The following is a 12,689-nucleotide window of genomic DNA, read 5'->3' as shown; positions in this document are numbered from 1 at the left end:
AGGCAACAGCATGAATGAGGCAGTAGCAAAATCTAAGAAAAAAATCGGTTATGCGGATGTCCTAGTTTCTTTTTTAGTGATCGGGATTATTGGATTGATCATTATTCCTTTACCAGCAACTATTTTGGACTTTTTAATCATTGTCAATCTAACGATTGCTATCAACATTCTGCTGATCACCCTGTTTACCAAAACAGTTTTGGAATTTACCACCTTTCCAACACTTCTTTTGATTACGACGATGTTCCGGCTAGGATTGAACCTGTCTTCTACCCGCTTGATTCTGACACAAGGGAATGGGGGCCATGTCATTGATGCCTTCGCGAATGTCGTAGCTGGAAGTAATTACATTGTCGGAATCATTTTGTTTGTCATCATCATGGTGGTACAACTAGCTGTCGTGACTAATGGTGCGGGACGAGTGTCAGAGGTTACTGCTCGTTTCACACTAGATGCGATGCCAGGAAAGCAAATGGCCATTGATTCGGATCTGAATGCCGGATTAATCACGGAAGCCGATGCCCGGAAACGTCGAAAAGACTTGCAGCGGGAAGCGGACTTTTTTGGCTCGATGGATGGTGCCAGCAAGTTCGTTAAAGGAGATGCGATTGCCGGGATCATGATCACGGTCATCAACTTGGTCGGCGGCGCGATCATCTTTTCCATGGGAGGGCAAATGACAGTCATGGAAGCTTTCTCCCAGTTTGGTAAATTAGCTATCGGAGACGGTTTGGTTAGTTCGATCCCCTCCCTGCTGATCTCCATCGCATCTGGTGTGATGGTCACTCGTTCAGACAATGACAGTTCCTTTGGTTTAGACATTGCAGCCGATATCACAAGAAATCCGCAGCTCTTCCGAATCGTCGGTATGATTCTTTTTGTTTTGGCGATCGTGCCAGGGTTTCCACCGATCCCTTTTCTCCTGATTGGTGGCGGTTTATTTGCCGCTAGTTTCATGATTACACAGCAAGAAGAAAAGCAACGGACAGAACAAAAGAAATTGGAACAGAAACTCGCTTTGGAACGTAAAAAAGAAGCCCAAGAAGAAGACGATTCTGTCGCTTCCTTCCAAGTAGAACCGATTGCAGTTGAAATCGGCTATGGACTAATCCCAATCGTCGACAGTTCCATCGATAATAGTCTGATGAATCGTATCGTCGCGATTCGTAAACAAAGCGCCCGAGAGTTAGGGATCCTAGTCAGTCCGGTACGTATCCGAGACAATCTCTACCTTGAGTCAAATGATTATGTGATCAAAATTCGAGGGAATGAAGTGGGACGGGGCGATATTTATCCGAATAAAGTAATGGTCATCAGTCCTAATGAAGAACCTTTCCCATTTGAAGGAATCGCAACCAAAGAACCAGCCTTTCATTTAGATGCGATGTGGATCGATGAGAAAGACAAGGAATTGGCTGAATTGCAAGGCTTTACGATTATTGAACCATTAACGGTGATTGCCACGCATCTCAAAGAAATCATTTACAGCCATGCGCCAGAATTACTAGGCCGACAAGAAGTGAAGAAATTGTTGGAAGGAATCAAAGAACAGTACAACGTAGTCATTGATGAATTGATTCCTGAGATTCTAAGGTTGGGTGAAGTACAAAAAGTATTACAAAATCTTCTAGATGAACAGATCCCAATCAATGATCTGGCAACAATATTAGAAACATTAGCCGATTACGGCGTTGTAACAAAAGATGTAGAAGTCTTGACAGAATATGTTCGTCAAGCACTGAAACGAACGATCGTGGCGAAATATATTGGGGAGCAGCATGAACTGAAGGTCGCTGTCATTCATCCAAAATTAGAAGAAATGATTGCTCAAAGTATTCAGAAGACAGCAACCGGCTCTTACCCAGTCTTAAAGCCAGAGACAGTGACGAAAATTTTGGATTCAATCAATACGATCCAACATGCAGCGATCGCTCAGAATGTTTCCTTCGTAATTCTAGCTTCACCAAAGATTCGTCTTCCGTTCAAGAAAATGATCACATTCAATTTTCCGGATTTGGCAATCTTGTCATTGAATGAGATACCTAACGAAATCGCTATTGAGACGGTAGGCAGTATTGAGATATGAGCAAAGAGTGCGAAGTGAAAGGAGAATAACCGATGTACGAAGTGGATAGAGAAGCAGAAATCATTAAATACCTTCCTCTAGTCGAACGCGTGGTTCAGCGAATGTCAATCAAAACGACAGATTACGAACAAGGAGATCTATTCAACATTGGGGTCATCGGATTGATGGATGCGTTAAACAAATTTGATCCGACGAAAAAAGTGCCTTTTGAAAGTTATGCGGTCCTTCGTATCAAAGGAGCGATCATTGACGAAGTACGCAAGCATGCAAAAATCTCACGTTATAAAATGGCGGCAGTTAACCAATTTTATCAAGCACGACAAGAGTTAGAGCAAACCTTGAAGCGAGAAGCGACTGATACAGAAATCTCTAAACAGATGGGAATTAGTCGCGGACAGTTGGCAGATATTTATGAAAGCCTACATTATTTAGCTAGTGTGTCATTAGAGGATACATTGTTTTCTGCTCAAGATGAAGGTATGACGATCAAAGATTCTATCAGCGATAAAGAAGCAGTAGATGTGGAAGAAGCGTTATTAGAAACAGAACGTCTGCAAGCATTGACTACCTGTATCAAAAAGCTCGGGGAAAGAGAGCAGTTGATTTTGAGTTTGTATTACACCGAAGAATTGACACTCAAAGAGATCGCAGAAATTTTAGAAATCTCAATTCCAAGGGTTTCACAGATCCACGGCAAAATGGTAGCTAAATTACGATTATTGATCAAGGAGGAACTAGCATGATTCGAGGATTAGATATTCTTTCCCGCAACATCAATGTCTTACAGAAACGGCAAGAAACGACTAGTGGGAACATCGCCAATGTCAAAACCACTGGGTATCAAGCAAAAAAACTATTTCAATCGACATTAGATGAAGTAGCATTACATAATTATCAAGGCGGTGCTCAGGCAAACACTCGTCATGATATTGGTGGACTGGCATTCGGGAATCAATTAGCCGGCACCAGTTTGGAACAGGCAGCTGGGGCGATAAAACAAACGGATCAAGCAACAGATTTCGCACTGCTTTCTGATGGCTACTTTACTGTCCGAACACCTGCAGGTGAAACATTATACACGCGAAAAGGGGACTTTACCCTTAATCAGCAGAATCAATACGTGACCCAAGAAGGATACGTTGTTTTAGGCAATGGCAATCAGCCAGTGACCGCAGCAGATAATCCGCAATTCCAAGTCCGTTTGTTTGAACCAGACCAGTTGATGGCCAATGGGGAAACTTACTATACCAGCGACAATGCAGGGACGATCGCTGCACGGCCGACGGTGCAGCAAGGGTATCTGGAACAAGCCAATGTGGTCGTGGCAGACGAGATGGTGGCAATGATCCAGACATCAAGAGAATTTGAAGCAAACCAGAAAGTATTGAACTCCACCAATGAAACACTCCAAAAAGCAGTGAACGAATTAGGAAAGATTTGAGGATAGCAGAATGAATATGAACGGTTTATTAGGGATCAGTCGTTCAGGAATGAACAGTTTACAAAAGAATTTGGACAATGTTGCTAACAACATTGCCAATGTCAATACCAATGGTTATCAAACGCAAACGACTCATTTCAAAGAACTGATCAACAATGCAGTATCAACTGAGGAAGTCTATTTCAGTGGTAATGCGGCACAATACGGCTGGAACGTTGGTTCTTCAGCTACAACTGGAACTAGCTTTGGTCAAGGCGTGTTGACAGCTAGCAGTCAGCCGCTAGATGTGGCGATCCAAGGTACGGGATTCTTTGGCGTCCGCAATGGAAACAATGAGTTGCTTTTGACAAGAGCTGGTAATTTCCAGTTAGATGCTGAAAAAGGACTAGTCACCAGCGATGGCTACCCTGTCGCTATGACTACTATGGTACCCGCTAATCAATGGCCAAATGCCCAGAACATCCAAATTGATTCTGCAGGCCGATTAATGACCCAACAAAATGGACAGGCAGTTCTACTAGGGCAATTGACACTTTATAACCCAACCAATATGAATGATCTGGTTCCTGTGGGAAGTCAGCTATTTCAAACACAAAATGCCCAGCTAACAAGTTCTCAAGCAGACCCAACCGCTTTTGGAACGATCAATCAACATTATTTGGAGGGATCGAATGTAGACTTGGCTGGTTCAATGACAGAACTGCTGACGACACAAAGAGCATACGCCCTTAATACAAAAGCAATGCAAACAACGGATGATATGTTAGCTGTTGTCAATCGTTTTACTAATTAGAGGAGAGACCAATGATCCGATTAACCAAAGTCAGCAAGCAATTCCAAAATGGCACGCTAGCATTAGCAAATATTACCGCTGAGATCTCGCAAGGCGAATTTATTTATGTCGTAGGACCGAGCGGCTCTGGCAAATCGACACTGTTCAAGTTACTGCTGAAAGAAGAAGAGCTTTCAGCAGGGTCGATCCAAATTGGCAATGTGCTGCTAGAAGGGCTGAAAGATCGTCACCTATATATGATTCGGCGACAAGTAGGCATTATCCAGCAGGAAGACCTGCTGTTGGCACATATGACGGCTTATAAAAACATTGAATATGCATTACAGGTATTGGGCGTGCCACGGAAAATACGCAAAGAAAAAACCGATAAAGCATTGCAAATGGTGGGCATGACGGCTTATCAATCTTGCTATCCCCATGAATTGTCGGTAGGACAATGCAAAAAGATCGCGATCGCCCGTGCCATCGTAACTGAACCGGCAGTCTTGATCGCAGATGAACCTACAGCAAATTTAGATATTAAATCTGCAGTAGAAATCATGAAATTATTCATAAAGATCAACCAGTTAGGGGCCACCGTGCTTCTTGCTACCCATGACAGCACCATGGTCAATACTGTTCGGAATCGTGTTTTTGAGCTTAAAGAAGGACGATTGATACGGGACGATCGCAACGGCGGCTATACCCGTTATGCAGACCCGAAAGATACATATGTCTGGTGACAAGCCTTAAATTTCCAGTTAATTATCCGATTAGGGAACTAGAAGATTGTTTTCATAATCGGATAAAGAAGGAGTGACACTGCGATTATCAAGTGAAGAGCGAATCTTGATAAAAATCATTGACGATCATATCGCATAGGAAAGGATACTGTCATGAAGAAGAAGTTACAAGCTATTATCAAAAAAATCCGCCTCGCTACGCTGCTTCCCTTAATTATTACGTTTGTCGTTTTATTGGGGTGCTATTTCTTTGTTTTACGGCCTCACGGAGACGATCAGTTGAGTCATGTGTTCTTTATTTTTTCAATAATCGTTCTCTTATTGGAATTTATTGGAGTTGTCGTACTCTCTTTTGTGGTGAAACATAAGGATCCAGGAATGGATACATTACTAGCAGAATTGGAAATTGTTAGTGGAGGAGACCTCTCGCACATTGATGCTATGGGGAATGACGGAAATGATCCCCTCTTTGAAAAGGTCAAAAATAGTTTTAAAGGTGTCTTGAATACATTTAAAGCAGTAATCGTGGGAATGCATGAAGAAAGCACCCGCATGACGGAAATGGTTGGAAATTTGACCAATACGTCCAAAAATGCCAAAACATCTATCGAAAATGTTCGCCAAACGATGAACGCTATCGCCAACGCAGCCAGTTCTCAAGCCTCTGAAGCAGAACAGACCTCTGTTGACATGGACGAATTAGCAACAAGCATCGAGGAAATCCACAAAGAGATCGACCTCATGAATGGCTACGTGCAAAAATCTCAAGATAGCAATTATCGAAATTCTGAAGTGATGATGTATGTCTCAGAAAGTTGGGAAGTCGAACGTCAAAATCAAGCTGATTTGGTGGATGGTATGAATGATATGAATGAAGACATTCAAAGTATCGGCAAAATCGTTCAGTTGATTAATGATATTTCTGATCAAACCAATCTTTTGGCATTAAATGCTTCGATCGAAGCAGCTCGTGCAGGGGAAGCAGGCCGCGGATTTGCCATTGTGGCAGAAGAAGTTCGCAGTTTGGCAGAACAGAGCAGTCAATCGACTAAAAGTATTCGGACGATCATTGAAGCAATCCGCAAAAAATCTGAGAAAGTTGTTTCAGCAGCGATGAATTCTTATGAGGGCGGGAAAAAACAAACAGACAATATCAATAAGGTGATTGATTTAGCCAATGAAATCTCTGATATTGTTGAAAAATTAGTAATGAGTATCCAAACAGTCGAGTCACATATTACCGGCATCGTGGAGAAAAAAGATATGGTGCAAGTCTCTGTCAGCAATATTTCCTCTGCTGTTTCAGAAACCTCTGCCGGCACCCAAGAAGTGACGGCCAACTTGGAAGATTTCTATTTGGTCATCGAAGAATTTGAATCGAATGCGCAAGAAATCGAAACGATCGCGAGCATTCTGAAGTTCCAAGTAGATAGCTTTAAATTCTAGAGAGAGGAAAAGATGCTGATGGAGCAATATGTAATATTTAGAAGTCATGACCAGCTCTTTGCAATCCGAGTCCAGCAAGTGACACGAGTGATTGAAGCCCAATCCTTTATTCAGTTACCGGAAGTGGCTGATTTCGTTTTAGGTGTCTATGAATTTCAAGAAAAAATGATCCCGATTATTGATGTTCGCCGTAAACTATTCAAAGAGCCCACAACGGTTTCTGAACGGAACAATGTCATCTTATGTCATTGGAATGATCAAGATCTTGGGCTGTATGTCGATGAGATCGTGGGGATCTCTACGCTGGAAGAGACGGATTATGAAGCTCAGCTTGATCGTTCGGGACTTAAACAAAGTTATATCGAGCAATTTTTGAAAAGCGATGAATCCGTCGTACTATTATTGGCGCTCTCCTTTTTATTTGACTATGAACCGGAGGAATGGCAGGACACGTTCGGAGAAACGAGTTGCCCCGTCTATTGAAAACAAAACAGGAGATTCATGTAGGCATCTCAGAGTATAAAATTGCCCAGTATCCGGACAAATTAATGACCGTTGGACTGGGATCCTGCGTTGGCACGATCATTTATGATGAAAAAAGCAAAATTGGCGGACTGAGCCATATTATGCTGCCAGATAGTCAACCATTTTCCCACAAGCGGGAGATCAAGCCGGGAAAATTTGCTGATCTGGCATTGCCAAACATGGTTGCAGAATTGCAGCGTAAAGTACGTGCTCCGCGATTCAAAGCCAAAATCGTTGGTGGTGCCAATATGTTTCAATTCCAAACAATCACGAATACGAGTAATATCGGACAACGCAATGTTGAGGCAGTTGAACAATCTTTGGCCAAGTTGGGAATTCCCATTGTAGCCAAACACGTTGGTGGTACGGCTGGAAGAACAATGATCGTTGACTTAGACGATTTTACAACAATGGTTCGGATCGTAAATCAAGAAATCATCTATCTATAAAGGAGTTTGAAAAAAATGAAAAGAGTATTGATCGTAGATGATTCTGCTTTTATGCGGAAAGTGGTGACGGATCTGTTGGAACAGATGCCCCACATCAAAGTAGCTGCTGCTGCTCGTAATGGCAAGCAAGCACTAGATCATCTTGCGAAAGAATCTTTCGACCTTGTAGTGATGGATGTAGAAATGCCTGTATTGGATGGATTAGAGACATTGCGGATGATCAAAGAACAGTACACCGTTCCGGTAATCATGCTCAGTTCAATGACAAATCAAGAAACAACGATTGAGTCATTAGAGCTCGGGGCGGCAGACTTCGTTGAAAAGCCTGTTAATCTATCTCAGATTCAACAAGACTGGATCGATGATTTCTACAAAAAAATCGATTCGCTTGATCAAAACCATTCTAAGGAAATAAACCATAGTATAGCTGAACAAATAAAATTAACGTCACACCATTTGCCACGGACAGTTGAAGCAGTCGTGATTGGCTCTTCCACCGGTGGCCCCAGAGCTTTGTTGGGAATCATCCGCGGCTTGCCTAAACGACTGCATTGCCCAGTCATGATCGTTCAACACATGCCGGCTGGATTCACTGCATCTTTCGCTCAACGTCTGAACTCGGAAACAACAGTACCAGTCAAAGAAGTGACCGACGGCATGCCGATTGAAAACCAAGTCTATCTTTGCCCAGGAGATTACCATATGACAGTGGGACAAGGGCGTTTTCACCTGAATCAACGGGAGAAGCTTCACGGAACTAGGCCGGCGGTTGATTATTTATTCACTTCAGCAGCCAGCGCTTATCAAAAGGGGCTAGTCGGTGTTTTATTGACTGGAATGGGTAAAGATGGTGCCAAAGGAATGCAAGCGATCCAACAAGAAGGTGGTTATACCATCGCTCAGGACAAAGACAGTTGTGTGGTCTTCGGGATGCCGCGATACGCCATCGAACAAAAGGCAGTCGATGAAGTTCTAGCACTAAGCAAGATTGAAACAAAAATCGGACAGATAGTCGGGTGAGAACATGGAGACAGATTTTGTTGTTTTTAATCAATGGGTCAGTGATCGGCTGGGGGTACAGCTAGCGGCCTACAAAGAAAGTCAAATGCAAAGACGGATTTTGACCATCATGGAACATTCAGGTGCTAAAAATTTGCAGGAATACCAGCGGCTTTTGGAGAAAGATATGGTTGCCAGAGAAGCTTTTCTAGCCCATATCACGATCAATGTTACCGAATTTTATCGTAACAAAGAGTTATTTGATGCCTTTGAAAAAACGCTGCTGACTAAGATCGTGCCACAGTTTGCATTGCCGAAAATTTGGAGTGCGGCTTGCTCGATAGGTGCGGAGCCTTATACGATCGCCATGCTGTTAGAGAAAAATCGCTTGGCAGCGCCCGCTGTTTTAGCAACGGATATCGATCAGCAGATTTTGACAAAGGCAAAACAAGGGGTGTATCGCGAGCACGAGCTAAGAAATGTTCCTATTGAAGAACTAGCGAATTATTTTGAGGTCAAAGAGAGAAACACTTATCAGATCAAACCAGAACTCAAGCGGAAAGTTCATTTCAAGAAACATGATCTATTGAAAGATCCCTATGAAAAGAATTGTCACGTGATCGTCTGCCGCAATGTAACGATTTATTTCAAAAGTGATGCCAGAGACAAAGTGTATCAGAAGTTTAGTGATGCCTTAGTACCAGGTGGGATTTTATTTACTGGAGCAACAGAAACGATTAATTTTTCGGAAAAATTCGGGTTGAAAAAAATCGATTCCTTTATTTATCAAAAAATATAATTTCGCAAAGGAGGGATTCATTTGGATGATAATAGCGTATACCGTACGCTTTTCTTCGAAGAGACAGATGACCATCTGCAACAGCTGAACGACCATGTATTGGCATTAGAAAGCAATCCGCAAGACACAGCACTTTTAAATGATATTTTCCGCTCAGCTCATACACTGAAAGGGATGGCAGCGACGATGGGGTACGATGTGATGACACAGTTGACCCACAAGATGGAAAATATTTTTGAGCTATTCAAAACAGCAACGTTGTCAGTGACGAGTGATTCCATCTCGCTGATTTTTAAATGCTTGGATCGGTTATCCGAATTGGTGGAAGACTTGCGGGAAGAAAAAGAACTGCAGCCGAATCAAATCACAGATTTGCTGCTGGAATTAGATCAAGTAGAACAGCAAAGCCAAAATCAATCCGATCAACAACATTCGGAAACAACAACCTCCGATACACCGCTTGCGCAGTTATCGCTGGCATTTGAGCAATTTGATTCTTCGGATCTTTTTGTGATCGAACAAGCGGTAGCCGGGGATTACCACGCCTTCAGCATTGCGGTCCGCTTAGAAAAAGATTCCATGCTCAAGGGGCCTAGAGCCTTTTTGATCATGGAAAAACTGGAACAATCTGGTGATATCCTGCATACGGAACCGAGTGCGGAACAATTGGAAGAAGGTGATTTTGATTCTGATTTTAGGCTAGTGTATCTCACTCAGAATGAGTTGGCGGAAGTCCAAAAGAATATTGCTAGTAATAGTGAGATCGAAGAGTTTCGAGTTGAGCCTTTTCAAGCAAATCCGTCTCAAGCAACAAATGAGACTCTAAAAACAGACACCACGAAAGAACCAATACCCAAAACCAAAGAAACAATGACACATCATGCGTCTGTTTCTAATCAATCGATCCGGGTGGATCTATCGCGACTCGATTCTTTTTTGGATCTAGTTTCGGAATTAGTCGTCTATCGCAACCAGCTGGAAGATGTCAGCCATCGCGAAAACATCGAAGCAATCAAAGATCCGCTGGAACAAGTCTCCCATCTGACATCTGAATTGCAGGACTTGGTATTGCGGATTCGTATGCAGCAGGTCAATGTCGTTTTCAGCCGCTTTCCCCGAATGGTGCGGGATTTATCGACTGAACTAGGAAAAGAAATGGATCTGGTAATCATTGGAGAAGAAACAGAGTTGGATAAGACGGTTGTTTCTGAACTGAGTGAGCCATTGGTCCATCTCCTGCGTAATTCTGTCGATCATGGGATCGAAAGTCCAGAAGAACGGGAAGCATTAGGAAAATCCCGTAAAGGAACGATTCGGTTAGCTGCATACCAGGAAGGCAATCGAGTCATCATCACGCTAGAAGATGATGGCAAGGGATTAGACCCACAAGTGATCAAAGCAAGTGCGGAAAGAAAAGGCTTAGCCACAGAAGGCTTATCTGATGAAGAGATCCAGCAACTGATTTTCCATCCGGGATTTTCGACAGCAGAAAAAGTTACGAATATCTCGGGTCGAGGTGTAGGGATGGATGCGGTACAATCGAAGATCGCTAATTTAGGCGGCACGATTGAATTATGGAGTCGGCCCAATAAGGGGACGCGCTTTACGATCAAACTACCATTGACCTTATCGATCATTCAAGCACTAATGGTGCGTGTAGGAACCGAAACCTTTGCGATTCCGCTTGATTTAGTTGAACGTGTAGTGATCATTAAAGAAGAAGAAGTGATTCAGACCGTTTCTCAAGAAGTTTATCGTTTCCAGGAAGATTTGATTCCGATTATTCGGACCGATCAGCTTTTAGGAATCGAGGGAAACACAGTCGGAAAAAAATTCGCCATCATTGTCAACAGCGAACAGCAATATTATGGCTTGTTGGCAGACGAGTTAGTTGGTCAGCAAGAAATCGTGATTAAAAAGATCGATCCGCTCCTCCAGCAGCTGGATCGCTATCAGGGGGCGACGATTTTAGGAAACGGCTCGATTGCACTGATTTTAGATGTCAATGCGATTTGTGGAGAAAAAAAGGATGAGCGGCAATGAAATACACCGACTTGCAATTAGACGGATTAAAAGAACTGATCAATATTGGAGGCGGAAATGCTGCCACAAGTATTTCTAAGCTGATCGCGCAACCTATCTCAATGAGTGTACCGGAAGTAGCGGTCTTGGATTATCAAACTCTCTATACACAGATCATGGAAGAAGACAAAGAGGTCCATGCAGTGATCAGTTCAATCAGCGGTACATTCAGCGGCGTGTTTCTCTTTGTACTTTCAGATGTTGCTGCCGATCGACTGGTCCATCTGGTCATGGAAGATGCCACTGAAGAAATGAAGCAGTCGATCATTAGTGAGGTGACGAATATCATTTTTAATTCGTTTCTAAATGCGATCAGCCAACTATTGTCTGCTGAATTAGCGGCGTCGCTACCGATGGCTCGTTATGATTTCTTTGGTGCTGCAATTAGTAGCCTTTATCTAGCATTAAATCAGTTTGATGATCACGTTTTGGTCATTCGCAATGAGTTTTCTTATGAACAAGAAACACTAGACGCCTCGCTGTTCTTTATTCCAGAAGAGGGTGTTCTAGAAGAAATATTTGGTACATTAGGTATTTGAAGGGAGTAACAATTATGTCAAAAAAAGTATTAATCGTCGATGATGCGGTGTTTATGCGCATGAAATTAAAAGATATTCTTGAAAAAAACGGCTATGAAGTAGTCGGAGAAGCACAAAATGGGAAAGAAGCTTATGAAAAATACCAAGCCACTGCACCCGATCTAGTAACAATGGATATTACAATGCCAGAAGTAGATGGCTTAGAAGCGTTGAAAATGATTCGTTCGTCTGATCCATCAGCGAAAGTGATCATGTGTAGTGCCATGGGTCAACAAGGTATGGTTATGGATGCTATTCGAGCAGGAGCAATGGATTTCATCGTGAAACCATTTGATACCGATCGAGTGATCGCGTCTATTGATAAAGCTTTTGCTTAGACTTCAGAGGATGTGTTGAGATGCAAATGATTCTTTTTAAAATGGCGCAGCAACATTATCTGATTTCTGCTGAATCGGTTGAGGAAGTTATCGATGCACCAGAAATCACTAAAGTCCCATTAGCGCCTGAATGGGTCGAAGGCTTGATCAACTTGCGAGGGACCGTTTTGACAGTGATTCGGCTCTCGAAATTGATCGCAGTATCAAGTTCTGCAGAGGATCGGAATGTTTTGATCATGAAGCAAGGCGATGATCGCAAGGGCGTTTTAGTCGAAGAAGTCATCGAAGTGCTGGAATTACAAGAGTCAGATCTGCAATTGAGTGATCAAGAAGGCAGCAGTCATGCCATTGGTGTCGTATCATTGTCAGATAAAGTAGCAAGTGTGATCAAAATTGATCAGTTGATTTTTTAAGAAAAATGGGGGATTAGT

At 42.7% G+C, this 12,689-nt stretch carries 14 protein-coding genes; all 14 read left to right on the top strand.

All coding sequences use genetic code 11. The features are described from left to right. The first annotated feature begins 10 nt into the window (after positions 1-10). The 14 genes from flhA (at position 11) to ACTFWY_RS10870 (ending at position 12,671) form a co-directional block, all read left to right on the top strand. Entirely contained in the window at positions 11-2,086 is a 2,076-nt protein-coding gene (gene flhA / locus ACTFWY_RS10935) for a flagellar biosynthesis protein FlhA (RefSeq protein WP_103300692.1), read from the top strand. 32 nt (positions 2,087-2,118) lie between these two features. After that, complete coding sequence (locus tag ACTFWY_RS10930) at positions 2,119-2,829, top strand: sigma-70 family RNA polymerase sigma factor (RefSeq protein ID WP_081131836.1); 711 nt, start codon at positions 2,119-2,121, stop codon at positions 2,827-2,829. Continuing rightward, positions 2,826-3,527 carry a flagellar hook-basal body protein gene (locus ACTFWY_RS10925; protein WP_113848983.1) on the top strand — a complete coding sequence of 234 codons (702 nt, stop codon included), beginning with the start codon at positions 2,826-2,828 and terminating at the stop codon, positions 3,525-3,527. The genes ACTFWY_RS10930 and ACTFWY_RS10925 overlap by 4 nt, the downstream gene beginning before the upstream one ends. 10 nt (positions 3,528-3,537) lie before the next feature. Beyond that, entirely contained in the window at positions 3,538-4,320 is a 783-nt protein-coding gene (locus ACTFWY_RS10920) for a flagellar hook-basal body protein (RefSeq protein WP_081131834.1), read from the top strand. An 11-nt stretch (positions 4,321-4,331) separates the two neighbouring features. Next, positions 4,332-5,042, top strand: a complete 711-nt coding sequence (locus tag ACTFWY_RS10915; RefSeq protein WP_081131833.1) for a cell division ATP-binding protein FtsE — start codon at positions 4,332-4,334, stop codon at positions 5,040-5,042. 153 nt (positions 5,043-5,195) lie between these two features. Beyond that, on the top strand, positions 5,196-6,488 hold the full coding sequence (locus tag ACTFWY_RS10910; protein WP_081131832.1) for a methyl-accepting chemotaxis protein: 1,293 nt from the start codon (positions 5,196-5,198) through the stop codon (positions 6,486-6,488). Between the two features lie 18 nt (positions 6,489-6,506). Then, entirely contained in the window at positions 6,507-6,971 is a 465-nt protein-coding gene (locus ACTFWY_RS10905) for a chemotaxis protein CheW (RefSeq protein ID WP_103300688.1), read from the top strand. Further along, entirely contained in the window at positions 6,929-7,462 is a 534-nt protein-coding gene (locus tag ACTFWY_RS10900) for a chemotaxis protein CheD (RefSeq protein ID WP_103300687.1), read from the top strand. Before ACTFWY_RS10905 ends, ACTFWY_RS10900 begins: the two co-directional genes overlap by 43 nt. Positions 7,463-7,477: 15 nt before the next feature. Then, positions 7,478-8,482: a chemotaxis-specific protein-glutamate methyltransferase CheB gene (cheB, locus tag ACTFWY_RS10895; RefSeq protein WP_060813671.1), complete on the top strand. Its 1,005-nt coding sequence runs from the start codon at positions 7,478-7,480 to the stop codon at positions 8,480-8,482. A 4-nt stretch (positions 8,483-8,486) separates the two neighbouring features. Continuing rightward, on the top strand, positions 8,487-9,260 hold the full coding sequence (locus ACTFWY_RS10890; protein WP_439926942.1) for a CheR family methyltransferase: 774 nt from the start codon (positions 8,487-8,489) through the stop codon (positions 9,258-9,260). A gap of 21 nt (positions 9,261-9,281) precedes the next feature. Further along, positions 9,282-11,303 carry a chemotaxis protein CheW gene (locus tag ACTFWY_RS10885; RefSeq protein WP_409535892.1) on the top strand — a complete coding sequence of 674 codons (2,022 nt, stop codon included), beginning with the start codon at positions 9,282-9,284 and terminating at the stop codon, positions 11,301-11,303. After that, a complete protein-coding gene (locus ACTFWY_RS10880) occupies positions 11,300-11,881 on the top strand; it encodes a chemotaxis protein CheC (RefSeq protein WP_138371415.1) in 582 nt (193 codons plus the stop codon). The genes ACTFWY_RS10885 and ACTFWY_RS10880 overlap by 4 nt, the downstream gene beginning before the upstream one ends. Before the next feature lie 14 nt (positions 11,882-11,895). Next, positions 11,896-12,258 (top strand): response regulator, encoded by a 363-nt coding sequence (locus tag ACTFWY_RS10875; protein WP_060813667.1) that lies wholly within the window; start codon positions 11,896-11,898, stop codon positions 12,256-12,258. Between the two features lie 20 nt (positions 12,259-12,278). After that, the gene (locus ACTFWY_RS10870) at positions 12,279-12,671 is read left to right on the top strand and encodes a chemotaxis protein CheW (RefSeq protein ID WP_081131826.1); all 393 of its coding nucleotides are present in this window, start codon (positions 12,279-12,281) and stop codon (positions 12,669-12,671) included. The last annotated feature ends 18 nt before the right edge of the window (positions 12,672-12,689 follow it).

The sequence above is a fragment of the Enterococcus sp. 125944 genome (assembly GCF_051909435.1).
Lineage (GTDB): Bacteria > Bacillota > Bacilli > Lactobacillales > Enterococcaceae > Enterococcus_D > Enterococcus_D gallinarum.
This window is presented reverse-complemented; position numbering and strand designations above follow the sequence as displayed.